The following is a 20,764-nucleotide window of genomic DNA, read 5'->3' on the forward strand; positions in this document are numbered from 1 at the left end:
GACCGTAAGTCCATGGCTCAGGAACCTTCTGGTCCGCAGGGGCCGAAAATACGACGCGGCGCCTACCCCAAAGGGCAGGCGCCGCGGTTGCGGGCTAGGGCAGATCAGGCGATGAGCTTCTCCGCGACCTGGGCGACCGACGGATTGGTCAGCGCGCTGCCGTCGGCGAAGACCACCGTCGGGACGGTCTGGTTCCCGCGGTTGATCTTCTCGACCAGCTTCGCGGCCTCGGGGACCTGCTCGATGTCGACCTCGGTGAACTCGATCCCGGCCCGCTTCAGCTGGCCCTTGAGGCGGTGGCAGTAGCCACACCACGGGGTCGAGTACATCGTCACTGCCGCCATCGGGCGTCTCCTTCTGATTCTGTCCGGCGAGCCGTCTAGGGTGGCTCTCGACGTATTCGAACCATGCCGTAGGCGGTGCTGTTCCCGTATGACCCAGTCCGTGAGTGACTTCACACGATCCGGCTCGCCAGACGATCTGTTGGCGGCGCTTGATCCGGAGCAGCGGGCGGTCGCGACCGCCCTGCACGGGTCGGTCGTGGTGATGGCCGGGGCCGGGACCGGGAAGACGCGCGCCATCACCCACCGGATCGCGTACGGGGTGCGGACCGGGACATTCGACCCGGTCCGGGTGCTCGCGGTGACCTTCACCCAGCGGGCGGCCGGGGAGATGCGTGGCCGGCTCGCGCAGCTCGGGGTCGAGGGTGTGCAGGCGCGCACGTTCCACTCCGCGGCGCTGCGGCAGGCGCGCTGGTTCTGGCCGAAGGTGTACGGCGGCGAACTGCCGCCGATCGCGGACCGGAAGTTCCCGCTGCTCACCGAGGCCGCCTCGCGCTGCCGGATTCGCGTCGACACCCCGGCCCTGCGCGACCTGGCCGGTGAGGTCGAGTGGGCCAAGGTCAGCAACGTGCGGCCCGACGACTATGCGCGGCTGGCGCCGAAGTCCGGGCGGGCGCTGGCCGCCTTCGACCCGGCCACGATCGGGAAGATCTTCGCGTCGTACGAGGACGTGAAGCTCGAGCGCGGGCGGATCGACCTGGAGGACGTACTGCTCTGCGCGGTCGCACTGCTCGCCGAGGACGAGCGGGTCGCGGCCGAGATCCGCCGGCAGTACCGGACCTTCGTCGTCGACGAGTACCAGGACGTCAGCCCGCTGCAGCAGAGCCTGCTCGACCTGTGGCTCGGCGGCCGGGAGGACGTCTGCGTGGTCGGCGACCCGGCCCAGACCATCTACTCCTGGGCCGGTGCCGAGCCGGAGAACCTGGTCCGCTTCGCCTCCCGGCATCCGAACGCGACCACGATCAAACTGGTCCGGGACTACCGCTCCACCCCGCAGATCGTCGACGTGGCGAACAAGATCCTCGATGCGGCCGGTCCGGCCGGGCTGCCCGGGCGGGTGACGCTGCGGTCGCAGCGCGACCCCGGTCCAGCGCCGGTCTACCGCGAGTACTCCGACGAGGTCGCCGAGGCAGATGCGGTCGCGCGTGCGGTGGCACGACTGAAGGACGAGGGCGTGCAGCTGCGGGACATCGCCGTACTGTTCCGGACCAACGCTCAGTCGGAGAACTTCGAGCAGGCGCTGGCCGAGCGGAAGATCCCGACCGTGCTGAAGGGCGCCGAGCGGTTCTTCGAGCGCCCCGAGATCCGCAAGGCCGCGGTGCTGCTCCGCGGCCAGGCCAAGGCCGGCGACCTGTCCGATGACCTGGTCGAGACGGTGACCGGCGTACTGGGTGGAGCCGGCTGGACGCCGGAAGCGCCGAGTGGAGTCGGCGCAGTCCGGGACCGCTGGGAGTCGTTGAGCGCACTGGTCACCATGACGTCCGACTTCGCTGCGGCGAATCCGGAGGCCGGGCTGACCGACCTGATGGTCGAGCTGGACCGGCGGGCGTCGATCCAGCACGCTCCGGTCGCCGAGGGCGTCACCCTGGCGACGCTGCACGCGGCCAAGGGCCTGGAGTGGGAGTGCGTCTTCATCGTCGGCGCGCATGAGGGGACACTGCCGATCAGCTACGCCCAGACGCCGGGGCAGGTGGAGGAGGAGCGCCGCCTGTTCTACGTCGGGGTGACGCGCGCCAAGCAGCAGCTGTTCGTCAGCTGGTCGACCTCGCGGTCGCCCGGCGGCCGCGGTACTCGGGGTCCGACGCGCTTCCTGGATCCGATCGGCGTCCGGACGACCCGGCAGCAGCCGGTGTGGGAGCCGACGACCGACCGGGCCGAGCGGGCGGCGCGGTCCGGCCGTCCGATCCCGAAGTGCCGGGTCTGTGGCCGCGGTCTGCTCGACCCGGGCGCCCGCAAGCTCGGCCGCTGCGAGGACTGCCCGTCGAACATTGACCAGACGCTGTACGACGCGCTGCTCGCCTGGCGGACCGAGCAGGCTGACGCCGAGAAGATGCCGGCGTTCGTCATCCTGACCGACGCGACGCTGACCGCGATCGCCGAGACGCGGCCCTCCGACGAGTTGGAGCTGCGCAAGATCCCGGGTATCGGCCACACCAAACTGACCAAGTACGGCGAGCAGATCCTGGTCATCTGCACCCGCTAGGCCACGACGTCCTGACTGGGAGGTACGCCGTACTGTCGCCGGTACTCGCGGCTGAACTGGGACGCGCTGTCGTAGCCGACCCGGTGCGCGACGGTCGCGATGTCGCGTGGATGTGCGGCGAGTAGCAGTCGCGCTTCCTGCAGGCGGACCTGCTTCTGGAACTGGATCGGGCTCAGCGCGGTGACGGTCTGGAAGTGCCGGTAGAACCCGGACGGGCTCATCCCGCTGCGCTTCGCCAGGTCCTCGACCCGGAACTGCTCGGCGTAGTTGTCGCGGATCCACCGGGCGGCCCGGGTGATGTGGTTCATGCTGCTGTCGGCCAGCCCCAGCTGCCGGACGGCCGCGCCCTGCTCCCCGGTGATGAGGTGCCAGTGGATCTCCCGCTTGAGCATCGGTGCCAGGACGGCCTGGTCCCGCGGACGCTCGAGGAGGCGGACGAGCCGGGTCAGGCTGTCCAGCAGTTCGTCGGTGAGCTTGCCGACGGCGATCCCCGGTACCGGACCGGCCGGGCGGGGGAGATCGCCTGGCCCGGCGTGCTGCAGCAGGTCCGCGATCAGGGCCGGCTCGAGGACGAGCGCCATACCGAGAGCCGGTTCCGCGACGGTCGCATCGACGAAATGGCCGCTCACCGGGAGGTCGACCGAGGCGACCAGGTAGTCGCCCGGCCGGTACAGGTGGACGCGCTCGCCGACCGTGAGCCGCTTGGCGCCTTCGACCAGGACCGCCAGGACCACACCCGACATCGACGGGGACGGCGGGCCCGAGCGCTCGATCTTCGCGATGTGCAGACCGTCGATGGCCGTGGTCTGGTCCGGCCGGACGTGCCGGCGCAACAGGGACCGCAGTTCTTCCACCGCTCGATTCCATCCCAGCGTGGAGGATCGTGCAAGGAAGCGGCTGCCTGTTCGTGCAATCTGCGGAAATAGTGTTGCCACGCTCGGCGGCCGAGGCGCATGGTGGAGTTCGTGCGTCCCGTTCTGCTGCTGGCAGACGAGGCATATAGGTGACAGAGGCAACGATCTCGGAGCGTGCTTTCAGCGTCCCGGAGCGTGGAGGAACCCTGTCGCGGGAGCCGGATCCGGTCACCGTGGCGGCAACTTCCGGCCAACTTCCCGAACATGCCATTAAATAGTTTGCGGGCTCTGCGGACGACAGCGTACTGTTCTTTCTGCGGTCGAAGCCTGGCCGAAAACTTCAAACCAACACAGCGATCGAGCCACCGCTTGCTTCGCCACAACGAGAGGAGGTGCCTGGGAAATGTCGAACATCACCAAGAAGCCGTTCAGCAACGCTGCCGCGCTGCCGTGCGCCCTGATCCCGGGTGCCTCGCCGCGCCTTCACGGCACGTCCGTTGTGCTGATGGCTGCCAGCCCGGCCCAGATCAAGGGCGGAGCTGTCGGCGATGTGAAGTACGGCGGTTCGGGTTCTCGAGCATGGAGTCCACCGGTCTGACAGACGAGTCAGACCCGGCACCTCCAGGCCGCGGAACCCACCAAAGGGTCCCGCGGCCCTTTTGTTTGTCCAGGAGCGTCATTGAGAAACCAAGTTTGGCGGTCAGCAACCGCGGACCGTCTCCGACGACAAAAGATCAGCAGCACCGAAAGTCACTGGGAGGTGACCGGAATGAGCGTGAGCTTCCTCGACATCTTCAACGAGGTCGCATCGTCGCAGGACCTGCCCTGTCGGTCCTACGCACCGGAACTCTTCTTCGCCGAATCGCCGGCGGACGTCGAGTACGCAAAGTCTCTGTGTTCCACCTGCCCCCTCCAGGCCGAGTGCCTGGCCGGCGCGCTCGAGCGCTCGGAGCCGTGGGGTGTGTGGGGCGGACAGCTGTTCGTCCAGGGCGTGGTGGTTGCCCGCAAGCGTCCCCGTGGACGCCCCCGCAAGAGCGACACCACGACCGCCGCCTGACGACCCAGATCCGAATCGAGACACCAGACCATGAAGCACCAGATTTCACACAGGAGCCTTGAAATGCATTTACTTCACGAAGATCTCGCCCGTGCTCATCAACGCTCGGCACTGCACGACGCGGAGCAGAACCGGCGCTTCCGCCTCGCTCACCGAATCGAGCGGGCACAGAAGCAGGCCGAGCGGGCCAGCAGGCGAGCGGAGAGGGCCAGCGCACGCGCGCGCCTCGCACTCGCTCGCCTCGTCTGAAACACACAACTGAAGCCGGCCCGGCCGGTCCGTAAGGAGGACCCGGCCCGGCAGGCAGCACGACAGCCTGACCAGCTGAATGATCGAAGGGCGGCACCTCAGGGGGGTGCCGCCCTTCGGCATGTTCAGCGCTGCAGCAGAGCCTGCTGAAGACCCACCAGGGTGATGCCGCTGACGATCTCGCCGTTCGCGATCATCGCCGGTACGTCGGTCAGTGGGATCCACTCGATCCGGTCGGACTCGTTGCGCTCGGTCGGCTCGCCGATCCGCGTGGCCGAGCTCGCGCGGAAGACGTGGTGGACGGCGTCCATGATCCCGGCGCCCGGCTGGGACCGGATCAAGTCGGTCAGCGGACCGGGCCGCCAGCCGGTCTCCTCCTCGACCTCGCGGGTTGCCGCGTCGATCGGTGCCTCACCGGCCTCAACGATGCCCATCGGCAGTTCCCAGGCCCAGGTGTCGGTGAGGAAGCGATGCCGCCACATCAGCAGCACCCGGCCCTCAGTGTCGGTGACCACGGCCGCTGCGACGTCTGCGAGCCGGACCGCGTGGTAGTCGACCCGGTGGCCGTCGGGCTGCTCCACGTCGAGCCGCCGGACGCTCAGCCAAGGATTTCCCCAGACTTCTTGTTCTTCGTGGATCCGCCAGCGCACGAGGTGCACACTACTGCCATGGCAAGTGCTATCTGTGCGTTGTGTGGCAGGCAGGCGGAGTCCGAGGACCTCCCGCTGACCTGGGCCACCTCGGTCGAGAACGGCCGCAAACTCAACTACTGCGACGTCTGCGCCCGCGAGAACGTCCGCGGCATCGAGGGGAAGCTCGACCCCATCTACTGGTGACTTCTCAGTCGGTGAAGCCGGGCAGTAGTTCCTCGAGCACCGACCGGAACGGCGCCTCCGCCTCCAGCTGGGACAGCACCGCCATGCCGCCGATCCAGACCCGATGGATCAGCAGGTACGACGGCGGCAGGTTGAGCTTGAAGGCCAGTGTGGCATTGGGGGAGCGGAAGTCGCTGGTCCGGTTCGCCTGCGCGCGCATCCAGGCCCGGTTGAACTGGAAGGTCTTGTCCCGGGCCGGCTCCGCGAACGGCGCCAGGTAGTCCATCAGCTGCTCGGGGTCGATCTCCATCCGCGGCTTGATGAACCCTTCGGCCAGCAGTCCGTCGTGGATCGCCTGACCGTCGCCGGTGAGCGAGATCCGCAGCAGCCGCCCGATCGCCGGGGGCAGGCCGTCAGGAAGTCGCGCGCACAGGCCGAAGTCGACCACGCCGAGGCGCCCGTCGGGCAGCACCCGGTAGTTGCCGGGATGTGGGTCCGAGTGCAGCAGACCGGCGTACTTGGGTCCGCTGAAGAGGAACCGTGCGTACTTCAGGCCGACCTCGTCGCGCTGCTTCTTGGTGCCGTCGGCGATGAACGACGAGAGCGGCTTGCCCTCGATCCACTCCGACACGATGACGGTCGGGGAGTGCTTGATGACCCGCGGTACGACGAACTCGTCGTGATCCTTGAAGGCATCGGCGTACTGCTGCTGGGCCTGGGACTCGCGGTCGTAGTCGAGCTCCTCGCCGATCCGCGCCTGCATCTCGGCCACCAGCGGCTTCATGTCCATGCCGGGCACCAGCGTGCCGAAGGTGCGGGCGAAGCGGCCGAGCTGGCGCAGGTCCGCGCGCAGCGCCTCGGCGGCGCCCGGGTACTGCATCTTGACTGCGACCTCGCGGCCGTCCTTCAGCGTGCCGCGGTGCACCTGCCCGATCGACGCGGCCGCCGCGGGCTGCTCGTTGAACTCGGAGAACCGGTCGCGCCAGCGCTTGCCCAGCTCGCGGGACAGGATCTCGTCCACGGTCGCGGCCGGCATCGGTGGTGCGGAGTCCTGCAGCTTGGTCAGCGTGGCCCGGTACGGCGCCGCGAGCTCCTCGGGCATGGCCGCTTCCATCAGGCTCAGCATCTGCCCGAACTTCATCGCGCCGCCCTTGAGCTCACCCAGGACGGAGAACAGTTGCTCGGCGGTCCGGCGCTGGAACTCGGCGAGCACGGCCTCGGCCGGCGCACCGCCGATCCGCTTGCCCAGGCCGACCGTGGCCCGGCCCGCGGCACCCAGCGGCAGGCTGGCGAGTTTCGCGGTCCGGCTCAGCGCTTTGCGGGGGAGGTCCGACACGTACCCATTCTGTCGGGTCGCCCAAGCCGGGGAGCGCCCGGGTGCCGTTCGGAGGGTTGCAGGTCGTCATCGAACGGCGTCGGGGCGGTGACGGACCGTGTTCGGCCAGTCACCGCCCCGCAGCGTGGTGCGTCAGGCCTTGCCGAGGATCCGGTTCAGGTTCGTACCGCACTCGGGGCACTTGGCCTTCGCCATGCGCGTGCCCTTGTCGTTGACCTTGACCTCGCCGTCGGCGGTGCGCTTGGCCTTGCACTTGACGCAGTAGAACTCGCCGCTCCAGGTCTCTGCCATGAGGGCCCTCTCCTTGCTCTGAAATCAGCCCGGGGTTGTCACCGAGCCAGTCGTGGATGCTAACGGCAGACCTTCCTGCCGTAGGCCGTTCGGCCCAATCGGGATTCACCCTACGGCCTTCTGACGCCTGCTCAAGCCCACTCCGCCGCCGGAGTGCCGCTCAGGGCCGCCTGGGAAAACCCTTTCCGCAGAAACCGGCCGCACGGAACAGGCCCCCGGGAGTCCTCCTCCGAAACCGCTCGGCTTCCCCTCCGGGCGGCTCCGGAGGAGGTCCGGGAGCCTGTTGAGGACGACGCTAGGAGGTGCCCGCCACAACCACAAGCCCACGTTGTCCACCCCTGTGGATAACTCTGTGAGCAAGCTGTGGGACGCGCCGGTCGGCACTGTGGACGGGTGGGGGAACAAGGTGTGAACAACCGGAATCGTCAGGCCCCAGAACTGGTGTCTGACCTGCGAAAACGTCCGTGCACAGGATGTGGACCGAAGAAAGTTGTCGGATTCTGCGGGTAGTTTTTCCCTCATGGCCGATTCCCCGCCGCGCCCGATCCCGCCGTACGTGGACATCCGCCGCAGCAAGCGGCGCAAGCGGACCGTCAGCGCCTACCGCGACGGCGAGCGGGTGGTCGTGCTGATGCCGGACCGGCTCTCGGCCGCCGAGGAGGCGCGCTGGGTGGAGACCATGCTCGCGCGGCTCGACAAGCAGCGCAGCCGGTCCCGCGTGTCGGACGAAAAATTGTTGGCCAGAGCACACGAACTCGCGTGTCGCCACCTCCCCGAAGTGCCCGAACCTGCATCTGTGAGGTGGGTTTCGAACCAAAACAGACGGTGGGGATCCTGTACTCCGGCGGACCGGTCGATCCGGTTGTCGACCCGTTTGCAGTCGATGCCGGCCTGGGTTCTGGACTATGTCCTGGTCCACGAGCTGGCCCATCTGATCGAGCCGGCGCACAACGCGGCCTTCTGGGCGCTGGTCCACCGCTACCCCAAGGCCGAGCGGGCCGAGGGCTATCTCGAGGGCGTCTCTGCGGCCTCTTCGCTGGACCTCGAGGACTTCTGAACGCCTTGATCGACCTCCGGTCTGCTGTAGTCGATTGACTACGCTCCGTAGTATTTTCCGCCTCTTAGGGTTACCCCCAGGGGTCGGGGTGGGGTTACCCCCAGGGTCGGTTCGGTGGCTTCCTGCATATCGCCGACCGCTGTCCGGCAGCGAGGCTTGAGCCCGTAGCCAGCGCCGTGCCAGGTGCGCTGGGTGGGGCGCCTGAGGGGGCGCAGAGGGCGAGGGACGGTATGGCCAGGGGACAGATCACGGTGCGGGCGGCACGCTGGAGTGCCACCCATCCGTGGCGGGCGATCGCGATGTGGGTGGCCGTGGTGATCGCCTGTTTCGCGGTCGGTCAGGTGACCGGCACGAACAAGGCCGACGGGGACGGCGACATCGGTGAGACGACGCGGGCGGACAACATCGTCAAGGACGGCAACTTCGCGGACCCGGACGTCGAGAGCGTGCTGATCACCGCGCCCTCGGGGACACTCGACCAGGCGGAGGCCACCAAGGTGGCCGGTGTCGTGATCCAGCGGATGCGCGCCCTCGGTGGGGTCGCGGACGTCTCGCAGCCGATGCCCTCGCCGAACAAGGACGCCTTGATCGTCCGGGTGACGCTGAAGGACGGTGACGAGGACGCGCGGGTCCAGCCGCTGCTCGACACCACGGCACAGATCCAGCAGCAGTACCCGCAGCTCCGGATCGAGGAGGTCGGTGGGCTGTCCATCGGGCAGGCCCTGGAGAAGACCCTCGGCGAGGACTTCAAACGCGCCGAGCTCTTCAGCCTGCCGGTGACACTGGCGATCCTCTTAGTCGCGTTCGGCGCGCTGATCGCCGCTTCGGTGCCGCTGTTGCTCGCGCTGTCGGCGGTGGCCGCAGCGATCGGGCTCTCCGCGGCCGCATCACAGCTAGTGCCCGCGGTCGACGCGGCTAACAGCGTCATCCTGCTGATCGGTATGGCGGTTGGCGTCGACTACTCATTGTTCTACCTCCGCCGCGAACGCGAGGAGCGCGCGAAGGGCCGCGGTCACGTCGACGCGGTCGAGATCGCAGCGGCGACCTCCGGCCACGCGGTCGTGGTCTCCGGTACGGCGGTGATCATCTCGATGGCCGGGTTGTTCCTGGCGCGGGATGCGGTGTTCTCGTCGTTCGCCGTCGGCTCGATCCTCGTGGTGGCGATGGCCGTCGTCGGTTCGCTGACCGTGCTCCCCGCCGTACTGGCGAAGCTCGGCCGGTGGGTGGACAAGCCGCGGATCCCGCTCGTCTGGCGGCTGACCGCGAGCAAGGCGCAGCCGCGCTTCTGGCCGATGGTGCTGAAGCCGGCCCTGAAGTACCCGATGGCCACGCTGCTGGTCGCGGTGATCGCGCTGCTCGCCGCCGCGGCGCCGGCGTTGGGGATGACCCTGAAGTTCCCCGGGACCGAGGACCTGCCGCGGACGACTCCGGTCATGCAGGCGTACGACCGACTGACCGCGGCTTTCCCGAGCACTGGGACCAGTCACGAGGTGGCGATCAAGGCTCCGGCCAACGAGTCCGCTGCTGTGCAGGCCGCACTGACCGAGCTGGTGGAGCAGACGAAGAGCGACAAGCTGTACGCGCAGGACGGCCTGGAGAAGCCGCGGGTCTCCAAGGACGGCACGGTGACGGTTCTCGAGGTCGCCACGCCGTTCGAGGGTGGCAGCGACCAGGCGCGTGACTCGCTGATCAAGCTACGCAAGGAGCTGATGCCGCAGACCGTCGGCAAGGTCCCAGGCGCTGAGTACGCCGTCGGTGGCTTCGTGGCCGCGGATATCGACTACGCCGCGCACACCAAGGCGAAGCTGCCGCTGGTGATCGGGTTCGTGCTGCTGCTGACGATGATCGTGATGATGGTGACGTTCCGGTCGGTGGTGGTCGCGGTGACCGCCATCCTGCTCAACCTGCTGAGCGCAGGTGCGGCATATGGGGTGGTCACAGCGGTCTTCCAGAACACCTGGGCCGAAGGGATTCTCGACTTCCGGTCGAACGGCGCAGTCGTCTCCTGGTTGCCACTGTTCCTCTTCGTGGTGCTGTTCGGTCTGTCGATGGACTACCACGTCTTCGTGGTCAGCCGAATCCGCGAAGCCGTGCTGCGCGGCGTGCCCACCAAGCAGGCAGTCGCCGAAGGCATCACCGGCTCGGCCGGCGTCGTCACCAGCGCCGCCGCCGTCATGATCGGAGTCTTCGCGGTCTTCGCAACCCTCAGCACGCTGGACATGAAGCAACTCGGTGTCGGCCTCGCGGTCGCAATCCTGATCGACGCGACGATCATCCGCGCCGTCGTCCTCCCGAGCATCATGATCCTGCTCGGCGACGCCAACTGGTGGGCCCCCAAGTGGCTCCGCCCCAAGCAGGCCAAGCACTCCGCACCCCCGGCCCCCGAGCCCGACCGCGAGCTCACCCCGGTCGGCTGACCAACCGATGGGCGTCACACTCAACGTGTGACGCCCATCAACCTTTTCTCCGAACTGGCCGACCATGTGCTCACCGTCGATCGGCCGCATCCGGTACGAGTCGCGATCGACGGTCCGTCCGCAGCCGGCAAAACCACGCTGGCAGACGAACTGGCCGACGTACTGCGGGAGCGAACCGATCGGGAGGTGATCCGGGTCGGACTCGACTACTTCAAGAAGGATCCCGCGTTGCGGACGGCGTACCCGATCGAGTCACCGGAGAGCTACTACCTCGACTCGTGGGATCTCGAGGCAATGCGCTCGCAGTTGTTGGTTCCACTGGGTCCGGACGGCAACCGGCGCTACGCGACCGCGGTCCGCTCGGTCAATGCGCAGTCCGCCCTCGCTGTCATTGAGGAGGAGGCCGCGCCGGACGCCGTACTTGTGGCGGACGGCGTGTTCCTGCAGCGGCCGGAGCTCATTCAGGACTGGGATTTCCGGATCTACGTGCATGTTGACTTCGACGTCGTACTGCGGCGGGGGACTGCGCGGGATCAGGCGTGGATGGATTCTGCGGCCGCTGCGGAAGAGCGGTATCGGACGCGGTACATCCCCGGTGAGCGCCTGTACGTCGACCAGGTGCATCCCGCGTCGTTGGCGGATCTCGTGGTGGACAACACGGACTTTGCGGAGCCGGTGGTTCGTCAGGGGAGGTCGTAGTGCATGTCGTAGTTGGGGATGATTACGCCGCTGCGGGTCTGGTTCGTGGGGTTCTCGCGGTCGACGACGAAACCGAAGGACTCGAAGGCCGGGCGGGCTGTGCGGCTCGCATGGGTGACCAGGCGGATTAGTCCGCGTTTGCCGGCCTCTTCCTGGACCTTCTCGACTAGCAGTCGGGCGACTCCGCGGCCTGAGTGGTCCGGGTGGACGAAGAGCATGTCCAGTAGCCCGTCGTCGGTGAAGTCGCTGAAACCAACGACGAGATCATCCACGCAGGCGACATAGGTATGTGCCGCGGCTCGTCGATCCGCCCAGGCTTGGGCGTCCACCTTCGCCTCGTCCGGGGCCCAGGCCTGCACCTGCTCTTCGGTGTAGTCGCGAATCGCCGTCCGCCGGATCGCGGCGTAGTAGACCTGCCAGGTCGGGACAGCGTCTGCTGGAACGTAGGTGCGCAGCGTGGTTCCCATGGCCCCAACCCTAGGTGGCTTGGCGGGCTCGATGGGCGGCGGCTTTGACGCGGCTCTGGCATTGGGGTGAGCAGAAGCGGCGCTGCCCGTTCTTCGAGGTGTCGACGAAGACGCGGTCGCATTGCGGTGCGGCGCAGACGCCGAGTCGACCGGCCAGGTCGCTGCCGACCGCGAGCGCGAGACCGGCCGCGCAGCCGGCTGCCCAGCCATTGACGAGAGTGTCGTCAGGCCCGTGGAAGTGCAGGCTCCAGCCCTTGTCCCTGCGGTCGAGCTTCGGCCGCGCGTTGGTGTCGACGAGCAGTGCGTTGATCTCGTCCGCGGCTCGGTCGAGGTCGCCGGTGTGCGCCGCCTCGAACACGATCCGCATCCGCGCAGCCAACTCCGTCAGCCGTCGCGCATCCTCCGGCCGGACGTGCGGCTGCGGATAGCCGATCGCCACCAGCGACTCCGCCACCGCCTGCGCGTGGTCGACAGGACCGGCGTACGGCGAACCTCCGGAGAAGCCGGGGGTCAGTCGGTTCACGTACTCGACCGACGCCGCCAGCACACTCCGGGCGTGACTATCAAAAGACACTTGACCAGTCACGACTCTCCTTCGTAGTCTCGAACCTGCGTGACCGATCATATCCATTTAGACAGTCATGAGGTGGGCCATGAGCGCAACAGCGACCCTGATAGCGCCGTGGCGCGGTCTGCCGAGGACGGTCTGGGTGCTCGTGGCCGCCCGCGCCGTGAACCGGATCGGCGCGTTCTCGCTGTCGTTCCTGGCGATCGTGCTGACCGTGGAGTTCGGCGCTTCGCTGAGCCGGACCGGCCTCGTCGTGGCTCTCTTCGGCCTGGCGACGATCCCGTCCCGGCTGCTCGGCGGTTTCCTGGCCGACCGGATCGGCCGACGACGCACGATCGTCCTCGGTCTGACCGGTTGCGCGGTCGCGCAGTTGTGGATCGCGGCGAGTACGACGCTCTGGTCCGCGATGTTCGCCGCCATCGTTCTCGGCCTGGCCTTCGAGATCTACGAACCGCCCAGCCAGGCGACCATTGCCGATGTCACCGAGCCCGCCGACCGCCCAGCGGCGTACGGGCTGCTCGGCTCGGCGATGGCGGTGGCCGGCGTCTTGGCCGGTCTGCTGGCCGCAGCCGTTAGTCATTGGGATCTGCGCTGGCTGTTCGTCGCCGACGCGATCACCTGCCTGGCCTGCGCCGTACTGGTCGCTCTCGCGCTGCCGACCGACGTACGACGGGAGCGGGTGCCAACTGGCGGAGTCGCCGTGTGGCGCGATCATCGGCTGCTGTGGTTGCTCGCCAGCGGCACCGTGTTCGCGACGATCTACATGCAGCTGATCGTCGGCGTACCGCTCACACTCCTCGAGCACGGCCTGCCGGCATCCGGAACCGGCATCATCCTCGCGGTCTCCGCGGTCACGATGATCCTCGCGCAACGGCTGCTGCGGGTGCAGCTCGACGACTTCCAGGCGATGCGCGTTGGCTACCTATTGCTGGCTGCCGGTCTGATCGTCTGTGCGTTCGCGACCAGTCTGCCGATCTTCTTGCTCGCCACTGCGCTCTGGAGTGTCGGCGAGACGTTCCTGCTGACCCGCTACCTGACGCAGGCCGCGGGTCTCGCGCCCGACGACGGACGGGCGCAGTACCTCGCCGTCTTCGGCCTCTGTTGGGGCGTGGCCACCACCGTCGCACCGCTGATCGTGACGCGTCTGCTGGAGACTGTTGGCCCCGAAGGGCTGTGGCTCGTCAACGCAGCGGCGGCCATCGCGCTGGCCGCCGCGCAACCGCTGCTCAGGACGCGACTGGCTCGAGCCTGACCGTCAGGCCCTTCGCGACCGGGGTGTTGCTGCCCTTGGCCAGGTCGTCGGCCGACATCAGCACATTCGTCTCGGGGTAGTACGCCGCGACGCAGCCGCGCGCGGTCGGGTACGAGACCAGGCGGAAGCCGGACGCGCGCCGTTCGACCCCTTGGAACTCGCTGACGATGTCGACGAACGCGCCGTCGGTCAGCCCGAGCTCGGCCAGGTCGTCCGGATTCACGAAGACCACCTCGCGACCGCCGTGGATCCCGCGGTACCGATCCTCGAGACCGTAGATCGTGGTGTTGAACTGGTCGTGGCTGCGCAGTGTCTGCAGCAGCAGCTTGCCCGGTGCCGTCGGCAACCAACTCAGATCGTTCGCAGTGAACTGAGCCTTCGCATCCGAGGTCTTGAACTCACGCTTGTCCCGCGCCGCGTGCGCGAGCAGGAAGCCGCCCTCGTTCGCCCGGAGCCGGTCCTCGAAATCCTCGTACCCGTCGGCCACGCGACCGATCCGCTGCCGGATCAGGCTGTAGTCATCGGCGAAGTCCGCCCACGGAATGTCCCCGACATCCGGTACGACGGCCTGCGCGATGCCGGCGACGATGCCGATCTCGGACTTGAGCTCCGGCGCAGGCGGTGTCAGGTTCCCGGTGGAGAGGTGGACGGCGCCCTGCGAATCCTCGACCGTCACCGACTGCGGACCCTTGGCGGTGCGGTCGTGGTCGGTCCGGCCAAGCGTCGGCAGGATCAGCGCCTCGCGGCCGGTGACCGTGTGCGAACGGTTCAGCTTGGTGGAGACGTGCACGGTCAGGTCGCACTCGCGCAGCCCGCGATGCACCACCTCGGTGTCGGGGGTCGCGGAGGCGAAGTTGCCGCCCATCGCGAAGAAGACCCGCACGGATCCGTCCCGCAGCCGCTTGACCGTGTCGGCCGCGTCGATCCCGTGCTCACGCGGCGACGTGAACGCGAACTCGGCATCCAGCTTGTCCAGGAACTTGTCCGGCATCTTCTCCCAGATGCCCATGCTGCGGTCGCCCTGGACGTTCGAGTGCCCGCGGACCGGGCACGGCCCGGCGCCCGGCTTGCCGATATTTCCCTGCAGGAGCAGCACGTTGACGATCTCGCTGATCGTCGCGACCGCCTCGCGGTGCTGGGTCAGGCCCATTGCCCAGCAGATGACGGTCGCCTTGGACTTCAGGAACCGCTGGGTCAGCTCCTCGATCTCGGCGCGACGCAGACCGGTGGCCAGCTCGACCGCATCCCAGTCCAGCTCCGCGTTGTGCTTCGCGTAGAGCTCGAAGCCGCTCGTGTAGGTCTCGACGAACGACTTGTCCAGCACAGTGCCCGGGTTGTCCGCCTCGGCCTCGAGCAAAAGGTGGCCGATGGCAAGGAACAGCGCCTGGTCGCCACCGATCCGGATCTGCAGATGCTGGTCGGCGAGCTCGGTGCCCTTGCCGACCCAGCCGCGCGCCTTCTGCGGGTTCTTGAAGTTCATCAGGCCGGGCTCGGGCAGCGGGTTGACCGAGACGATCTCGCCGCCGTTGCGCTTGGCGATCTCGAGGTGGCTGAGCATCCGGGGCGCGTTGGTGCCCGGGTTCTGGCCGACGACCACGATCAGCTCGGACTCCTCGAGCATCTCCAAGGTGACCGCGCCCTTACCGCTGCCGATCACCCGGGACAGCGCCGTACCGGATGATTCGTGGCACATGTTCGAGCAGTCGGGCAGATTGTTGGTGCCGTAGGCGCGGACGAACAGCTGGTAGAGGAACGCGGCCTCGTTGCTGGTCCGGCCGGAGGTGTAGAAGACAGCGTCGTTGGGGTCGGGCAGCGCCTTGAGGTGCCGGGCCACGACCTGGAACGCCTCCTCCCAGCCGACCGGTTCGTAGTGCGTGGCGCCGGCCCGGAGCAGCATCGGCTCGGTGATCCGGCCGAGTTTGCCGAGATCGAACTCCGAGATCGCGTGGATCTGCTCGACCGAGTTCTCCGCGAAGAAGGCCCGCGGCACCCGTTTGCGGGTCGCCTCCCAGGCCACCGCCTTGGCGCCGTTCTCGCAGAACTCGGCCGCGTGTTTGCGTTTGTGGTCGGGATCGGGCCAGGCGCAGGACGGGCAGTCGAAGCCGCCGTCCTGGTTCATCTTCAGGAACACCTTGCCGGTCCGGGCCGGGCCCATCTCACGGAAGCCGAACTTGAAGGACGACAGCACGGCGGGAACGCCCGCGGCCTTCTTCTTCGGCTGTTCGATATCGACCATGTCTCCACGATAGGTGCAGCTATCAGCTCAGACCGCTTTGATAGCCAAACTCGTACGTAAGTGGGGCCGGAACCCATGCTTCGCGGCGTGGCTGTGTGCTCGCATCCCATAGTGCGGAACGCCGGGGATTCCTACAGTCATCCGCCATGGAGACCCGTCGCGCCCTCGTCACCGGAGCCGCATCCGGCATCGGTGCCGCTTGTGTCGAACGTCTCGCGGCGGACGGCGTACAGGTCGTGGCCGTCGACCGTGTCGCCGTGAGCGCGTCGGCGCGGGTGGAGCCGGTCGTGGCGGACCTGTCCGACCTGGACAGCCTGGCCGGGTTGCCCACTGACGTGGACATCCTGGTCAACAACGCCGGGGTCCAGCACGTCGCACCGGTCGAGGAGTTCCCACCAGAGCGCTTCAGCTACCTGCTGCGGCTGATGCTGGAGACGCCGTTCCGCCTGATCCGGCAGACCCTTCCCCACATGTACGGCGCCGGGTGGGGGCGCGTGATCAACATCAGCTCGGTGCACGGACTCCGGGCCAGCCCGTACAAGTCGGCGTACGTCGCTGCCAAGCACGGTCTCGAAGGACTCAGCAAAGTCGTCGCACTGGAGGGCGCAGCCCGCGGTGTGACGAGCAACTGCGTCAACCCCGCCTACGTCCGTACGCCGCTCGTCACGGCCCAGCTCGCGGACCAGGCCAAGGCACACGGGCTGACCGAGCCAGAGGTGCTCAACAACGTCATGCTCGAACCAGTCGCAGTGAAACGACTGATCGAGCCGGCGGAAGTCGCGGAGCTGGTCGCACTGCTGTGCGGTCCGGCCTCCGCCTCCATCACGGGGAGCTCATTCGTACTCGATGGCGGCTGGACCGCCCACTAGGAGGTCTCTCCATGACAGCAACAGACCCCGCTCGCACCAAGCCATCCATCGTCCGGGTCGTCGGAGCGAGTCTCGTCGGTACGACGGTGGAGTGGTACGACTTCTTCCTGTACGGCGTGGCAGCGTCCGTCGTGTTCGGCGACCTGTTCTTCCCGAAGGGTGAGCAGCTGACCGGGACGCTGCTGAGTTTCGCCACCTTCGCGGTCGGGTTCTTCGCCCGTCCGATCGGCGGAGTGGTCTTCGGGCACTTCGGTGACCGCCTGGGCCGCAAGAACCTGCTGGTGCTGTCCCTGCTGATGATGGGGGTCGCCACCTTCGCCATCGGCTTGCTGCCGACCTATGCGCAGGTCGGGGCGCTCGCTCCGATCCTGCTGACCGTGCTGCGGCTCATCCAGGGCTTCGCGCTCGGCGGTGAGTGGGGAGGCGCCGTACTGATCGTGTCGGAGCATGGTGATCCGGCACGGCGTGGTTTCTGGGCTTCCTGGCCGCAGGCGGGCGCTCCGGCGGGACAGCTGATCGCAAACGGCGTACTGGCCGGGCTGGCGGCTTTTCAGTCCGAGGCCGCGTTCGACTCGTGGGGCTGGCGGATTCCGTTCCTGTTGTCAGCCGTGCTCGTGCTGGTCGGACTGTGGGTGCGGTTGAAGATCGAGGAGTCGCCGGTGTTCAAGGAGGCTCGGGAGAAGCAAGAGCCGACGGACCGGATGCCGTTGATCGAGGTGCTCACGCGCTACCCGCGCGAGGTGCTGACCGCGATGGGCGCGCGGATGGCGGAGAACGTCAGCTACTACATCTTCACGATCGTCATTGCGACCTACGCCAAGGAACACCTCGGTCTGGGCAAGTCCTTTGCACTCAACGCCGTTCTGATCGCGGCAGCCATTCACTTCTGCGCTATCCCGCTCTGGGGTGCGCTGTCGGACCGGATCGGCCGCAAGCCGGTCTACCTGATCGGTGCGGTCGGAGTCGGCGTCTGGGCCTTCGTCTTCATCGCTCTGGTGGATACGAAGAACTTTGGCCTCGCCACGCTGGCTGTGACTGTCGGACTGATCCTGCACGGCGCCATGTACGGGCCGCAGGCGTCCTTCTTCACAGAGCTCTTCGGGACTCGAGTGCGGTACTCAGGTGTGTCCGTCGGCTACCAGTTGGCGTCGATCATCGCCGGTGGCCTCGCGCCGTTCATCGCAGTCGCACTCCTGAAGGCCTACGACTCCGGCTACGCGATCTCGGTGTACGTCGCGGTGTGCGCAGCGATCTCGATCCTGGCCGTCACTCTGTACTCCGAAACCCGTGAGCGGGACCTGACCGCGCTGTAGGTGGCATCATCGCGAGGATGAAAGAGCTTCTGCGGCTACTGGCCGAGGACGCGTCCGGTAGCGAGCTGGCCCGGGTGGCAGGTGACGATGCGGTCGCCCGGGACCTCGTCCTGCGCATTCGGGCCGGTATTGACGCTAGCAAGAAGCGTGAGGCCGAACTGACTGCACTGGTCGAGGTTGCCGGCGAACTGGCCTCGGCCAGCGACCCGGGCGGCGTACTGGACACCATCGTGCACCGGGCGCGCACGCTGGTCGGTGCGGACGTCTCCTACCTGACTCTGTACGACGGGGCTCGCGGGGACACGTACATGCGAGCTACCGATGGGTCGTTGTCGGTGGCGTTTCAGCAGCTCAGGCTGCCACTCGGCGCCGGGCTGGGCGGACTGGTCGCCTCGACCCGCAGACCGTACTGGACCACCGACTATCCCTCCGACCAGCGCTTTCGGCACACCCGCACGATCGACGAGGCCGTCGGCGAGGAGGGTCTCGTCGCCATCTGCGGTACGCCGTTGATCGTGGACGAGGCCTTTGTCGGGGTGCTGTTCGTGTCGAACCGGACCGCGCGCCCTTTCAGTCGGGCCGAGGTGTTGCTGCTCGGTTCACTGGCGGCGCTGGCGGCCGTCACGATCGTGCAGGTCCGCGCGGCCGCTGAGACCGCAGTGGCACTCGACCAGTTGTCGGAAGCCCATGCCGGTGTCGAGCACGCAGCGGCTGCGCACGACCGGTTTGCCGACATCGTGCTGTCCGGTGGCGATGTGGACGCGGTTGCCGCCGCACTGGCCGAGCTGCTCGGAGTATGGGTCGTACTGGTCGATGCTGTCGGCAACGAGCTCGCTGTCGCCGGCAGCGTCCCCGGTACGGCGGTGCCGTGGCGAGAGTCCTCGTCCGGTCGACTGACCCGAGCCGACGGGTGCTGGGTCGTTGCGGCGACTGCCAAGGGCGAGCGGCTCGGTGCGTTGGTCATCGGCGGTGTCGACGACGTGTCCGATGCAGACCAGCGGATCGTCGAGCGTGCGGCTGTGGTCACCGCACTCGTCCTGCTGTTCCGCCGCCAGGCCGCAGAGCAGTCCCAGCGTGCACAGGCAGATCTGCTGACCGATGTGCTCAGTGGAGTCGGGGACTCGCGGGCGCTGACCGAACGACTCCGGTTGCTGGCGCCAGGGCGGGTGCACGATCGGTTCGTAGTGGCAGTCTGCCGCGGCGACCACAGCGCCGTACGGGCTCGGTTGTCAGCTCCGGTTGAGGACAAGCTGGTGCTGTCCGGTCCGTACGGCGGGGACCTGGTGCTCCTGCTGACTCGGACTGAGGCGGTAGCGGCAGCACGGGACCTGACCGAGGTTGCGAAGCGTGCTGGCGTGACGATCGCGGTGGTGGGTCCGGCGCCATGGGATGGGCTCGTGGACGCTCACCGTCAGGCGACTCGCTTGGCGACGACCATGGTGCGACTCGGCCGACGCAACGAGTCCGCGACGCCGGACGACTTGGGTGTGGCGGGACTGGTCGGTGCGCCGGAGGTCGACGTACAGGCTCATGTTCAGCACGTCCTTGGTGCGGTGATCGAGTACGACGCACAGCGGGGGACCGATCTGGTTGGAACACTGCACGCCTACTTCGCGGCCGGTCAGAGTCCGACCAGGGCTGCCGCTGAACTGCACATCCACCCCAACACCGTCCAGCAGCGACTGGATCGGGTCGGGGCGCTGCTTGGGGCGGAGTGGCAGTCACCGGAGCGCAGCCTGAACCTCCAGGTCGCACTCCGGCTCCACCAAGCAATCAGGGGATGAGCACCAGCCGTCCGCGCACTCCACCCTTCGCAAGCCGCTTGTACGCCGTCGCCGCGTCCTCCAGCGAGTAGGTACCGGCCACCGGGGTCGACAGCACACCGGCCGCGGCCAACCGAACCAGCTCGGCCAGCTCGGCGCCGTCGGCGTGGACGGCAATCTGGTGCACCGTGATCCCACGGAGAGCCGGCGGCTTTGCCGCGACCAGGAGGTGCGCGTGCTGGCCGCCGCTACGGACCGCCTCCTGTGCAGCCAGCTCCAGCACGGCTGCGTCGACCAATGCGTCCACACCGGCCGGAACGATCGCGTGCACGGCCGCAATCAGGTCGTCGGTCCGCGACACGAAGTGGTCGGCGCCGATCCGCCGTACATAGTCCTCGTCTTGTTCGCCGGCAGTGGCGATCACTGTCTGGCCGAAGTGCTTGGCCAGTTCGACTGCGAAGCCACCGACGCCGCCAGCCGCACCGGTGACCAGCACCGTCCCGCCAGGAGCTAGCTGCAGGCGCCTGATGGCCTTCATCGCGGTCAGCGCATTCAGCGGGATGGTGGATGCCTTGACGAAGTCCAGGCCCTCCGGCACGACGGCGATCGCGTCCGCATTCAGCACGACGTACTCCGCGTGGGTCTTCAGCGATCGGGCGAGCAGATCGGCCAGACCGACCACCGGCGTACCCACTGCGAGCTCAACACCCGGCCCGGTCGCGTCGATGACCCCTGCGACGTCCCAGCCGATGCCGAACTGCTCCCGTGGCACAGCGATGCCGTAGCGAACCAGGTCGCCGGTAGCGATGAGTACGTCGACCGGATTGATGGCCGCGGCGGCCACCTTGATCCGGACCTGTCCCCGGCCGGGTTCAGGCAGCGGGGTCTCGATCAGCTCCAGTGAATCCGGTCCCTCGAGCCGCCGGGCCACCAGTGCACGCATATTCAGGTCCTCCTCGGGTGAGTGGTTGTCCCTC

Annotated in this window: 20 protein-coding genes; 11 read left to right on the forward strand and 9 right to left on the reverse strand. The window is 67.7% G+C overall.

Going from position 1 to position 20,764, the window contains the following annotated elements:
• Nucleotides 1–104: 104 nt before the first annotated feature.
• The gene (locus ACFTSF_RS41370) at nucleotides 105–344 is read right to left on the reverse strand and encodes a mycoredoxin (protein WP_344143720.1); all 240 of its coding nucleotides are present in this window, start codon (nucleotides 342–344) and stop codon (nucleotides 105–107) included.
• A gap of 88 nt (nucleotides 345–432) precedes the next feature.
• Between ACFTSF_RS41370 and ACFTSF_RS41375 the strand changes: the two genes are divergently transcribed.
• Complete coding sequence (locus tag ACFTSF_RS41375; protein WP_380161064.1) at nucleotides 433–2,544, forward strand: ATP-dependent DNA helicase UvrD2; 2,112 nt, start codon at nucleotides 433–435, stop codon at nucleotides 2,542–2,544.
• Here the strand turns inward: ACFTSF_RS41375 and ACFTSF_RS41380 are convergent.
• The gene (locus ACFTSF_RS41380; RefSeq protein WP_380161066.1) at nucleotides 2,541–3,398 is read right to left on the reverse strand and encodes an AraC family transcriptional regulator N-terminal domain-containing protein; all 858 of its coding nucleotides are present in this window, start codon (nucleotides 3,396–3,398) and stop codon (nucleotides 2,541–2,543) included. The genes ACFTSF_RS41375 and ACFTSF_RS41380 overlap by 4 nt on opposite strands.
• Before the next feature lie 403 nt (nucleotides 3,399–3,801).
• Between ACFTSF_RS41380 and ACFTSF_RS41385 the strand changes: the two genes are divergently transcribed.
• Together ACFTSF_RS41385 and ACFTSF_RS41390 are read left to right on the forward strand one after the other, a co-directional pair.
• A complete protein-coding gene (locus ACFTSF_RS41385; RefSeq protein WP_380161068.1) occupies nucleotides 3,802–3,996 on the forward strand; it encodes a hypothetical protein in 195 nt (64 codons plus the stop codon).
• A 171-nt stretch (nucleotides 3,997–4,167) separates the two neighbouring features.
• The gene (locus ACFTSF_RS41390) at nucleotides 4,168–4,455 is read left to right on the forward strand and encodes a WhiB family transcriptional regulator (RefSeq protein WP_132407629.1); all 288 of its coding nucleotides are present in this window, start codon (nucleotides 4,168–4,170) and stop codon (nucleotides 4,453–4,455) included.
• 374 nt (nucleotides 4,456–4,829) lie between these two features.
• Here the strand turns inward: ACFTSF_RS41390 and ACFTSF_RS41395 are convergent, their stop codons facing one another.
• Nucleotides 4,830–5,354: an NUDIX hydrolase gene (locus ACFTSF_RS41395; RefSeq protein WP_380161072.1), complete on the reverse strand. Its 525-nt coding sequence runs from the start codon at nucleotides 5,352–5,354 to the stop codon at nucleotides 4,830–4,832.
• An 18-nt stretch (nucleotides 5,355–5,372) separates the two neighbouring features.
• On the opposite strand from ACFTSF_RS41395, the gene ACFTSF_RS41400 reads away from it, so the two are divergent.
• Nucleotides 5,373–5,540, forward strand: coding sequence for a hypothetical protein (locus tag ACFTSF_RS41400; protein ID WP_380161074.1), 168 nt, complete (start codon nucleotides 5,373–5,375; stop codon nucleotides 5,538–5,540).
• A gap of 4 nt (nucleotides 5,541–5,544) precedes the next feature.
• Here ACFTSF_RS41400 and ACFTSF_RS41405 read toward each other — a convergent pair whose 3' ends face one another.
• Both ACFTSF_RS41405 and ACFTSF_RS41410 read right to left on the reverse strand, forming a co-directional pair.
• A complete protein-coding gene (locus tag ACFTSF_RS41405) occupies nucleotides 5,545–6,855 on the reverse strand; it encodes an ABC1 kinase family protein (protein WP_380161076.1) in 1,311 nt (436 codons plus the stop codon).
• Nucleotides 6,856–6,987: 132 nt separating this feature from the next.
• The gene (locus ACFTSF_RS41410) at nucleotides 6,988–7,146 is read right to left on the reverse strand and encodes a DUF5679 domain-containing protein (protein ID WP_012922897.1); all 159 of its coding nucleotides are present in this window, start codon (nucleotides 7,144–7,146) and stop codon (nucleotides 6,988–6,990) included.
• Between the two features lie 520 nt (nucleotides 7,147–7,666).
• Between ACFTSF_RS41410 and ACFTSF_RS41415 the strand changes: the two genes are divergently transcribed.
• From ACFTSF_RS41415 to ACFTSF_RS41425, 3 genes are all read left to right on the forward strand, one after another.
• On the forward strand, nucleotides 7,667–8,203 hold the full coding sequence (locus ACFTSF_RS41415) for a YgjP-like metallopeptidase domain-containing protein (protein ID WP_344143738.1): 537 nt from the start codon (nucleotides 7,667–7,669) through the stop codon (nucleotides 8,201–8,203).
• A gap of 230 nt (nucleotides 8,204–8,433) precedes the next feature.
• Entirely contained in the window at nucleotides 8,434–10,620 is a 2,187-nt protein-coding gene (locus ACFTSF_RS41420; RefSeq protein ID WP_380161078.1) for an MMPL family transporter, read from the forward strand.
• A gap of 27 nt (nucleotides 10,621–10,647) precedes the next feature.
• Nucleotides 10,648–11,319 carry a uridine kinase gene (locus tag ACFTSF_RS41425; protein WP_380161080.1) on the forward strand — a complete coding sequence of 224 codons (672 nt, stop codon included), beginning with the start codon at nucleotides 10,648–10,650 and terminating at the stop codon, nucleotides 11,317–11,319.
• Here the strand turns inward: ACFTSF_RS41425 and ACFTSF_RS41430 are convergent.
• Both ACFTSF_RS41430 and ACFTSF_RS41435 read right to left on the reverse strand, forming a co-directional pair.
• Entirely contained in the window at nucleotides 11,304–11,786 is a 483-nt protein-coding gene (locus ACFTSF_RS41430; protein ID WP_380161082.1) for a GNAT family N-acetyltransferase, read from the reverse strand. The two genes, ACFTSF_RS41425 and ACFTSF_RS41430, sit on opposite strands and share 16 nt — an antisense overlap.
• Before the next feature lie 10 nt (nucleotides 11,787–11,796).
• Nucleotides 11,797–12,372 carry a CGNR zinc finger domain-containing protein gene (locus tag ACFTSF_RS41435; protein WP_380161084.1) on the reverse strand — a complete coding sequence of 192 codons (576 nt, stop codon included), beginning with the start codon at nucleotides 12,370–12,372 and terminating at the stop codon, nucleotides 11,797–11,799.
• A 67-nt stretch (nucleotides 12,373–12,439) separates the two neighbouring features.
• Between ACFTSF_RS41435 and ACFTSF_RS41440 the strand changes: the two genes are divergently transcribed.
• Nucleotides 12,440–13,606, forward strand: coding sequence for an MFS transporter (locus ACFTSF_RS41440; RefSeq protein ID WP_380161086.1), 1,167 nt, complete (start codon nucleotides 12,440–12,442; stop codon nucleotides 13,604–13,606).
• On the opposite strand, the gene ACFTSF_RS41445 is transcribed toward ACFTSF_RS41440, so the two are convergent.
• On the reverse strand, nucleotides 13,581–15,842 hold the full coding sequence (locus tag ACFTSF_RS41445; RefSeq protein ID WP_380161088.1) for an FdhF/YdeP family oxidoreductase: 2,262 nt from the start codon (nucleotides 15,840–15,842) through the stop codon (nucleotides 13,581–13,583). The genes ACFTSF_RS41440 and ACFTSF_RS41445 overlap by 26 nt on opposite strands.
• Nucleotides 15,843–15,988: 146 nt before the next feature.
• On the opposite strand from ACFTSF_RS41445, the gene ACFTSF_RS41450 reads away from it, so the two are divergent.
• The 3 genes from ACFTSF_RS41450 to ACFTSF_RS41460 are packed head-to-tail and all read left to right on the forward strand — an operon-like array spanning nucleotide 15,989 to nucleotide 19,808.
• Nucleotides 15,989–16,711, forward strand: a complete 723-nt coding sequence (locus ACFTSF_RS41450; RefSeq protein ID WP_380161090.1) for an SDR family NAD(P)-dependent oxidoreductase — start codon at nucleotides 15,989–15,991, stop codon at nucleotides 16,709–16,711.
• 11 nt (nucleotides 16,712–16,722) lie between these two features.
• Nucleotides 16,723–18,024, forward strand: coding sequence for an MFS transporter (locus tag ACFTSF_RS41455; protein ID WP_380161092.1), 1,302 nt, complete (start codon nucleotides 16,723–16,725; stop codon nucleotides 18,022–18,024).
• A 17-nt stretch (nucleotides 18,025–18,041) separates the two neighbouring features.
• Nucleotides 18,042–19,808, forward strand: a complete 1,767-nt coding sequence (locus tag ACFTSF_RS41460; protein ID WP_380161093.1) for a helix-turn-helix domain-containing protein — start codon at nucleotides 18,042–18,044, stop codon at nucleotides 19,806–19,808.
• Here ACFTSF_RS41460 and ACFTSF_RS41465 read toward each other — a convergent pair.
• Nucleotides 19,798–20,730: an NADP-dependent oxidoreductase gene (locus tag ACFTSF_RS41465; RefSeq protein ID WP_380161095.1), complete on the reverse strand. Its 933-nt coding sequence runs from the start codon at nucleotides 20,728–20,730 to the stop codon at nucleotides 19,798–19,800. The two genes, ACFTSF_RS41460 and ACFTSF_RS41465, sit on opposite strands and share 11 nt — an antisense overlap.
• Nucleotides 20,731–20,764 lie beyond the last annotated feature (34 nt).

The organism is Kribbella sp. NPDC056951 (assembly GCF_042674205.1).
GTDB classification, from domain to species: domain Bacteria; phylum Actinomycetota; class Actinomycetes; order Propionibacteriales; family Kribbellaceae; genus Kribbella; species Kribbella yunnanensis.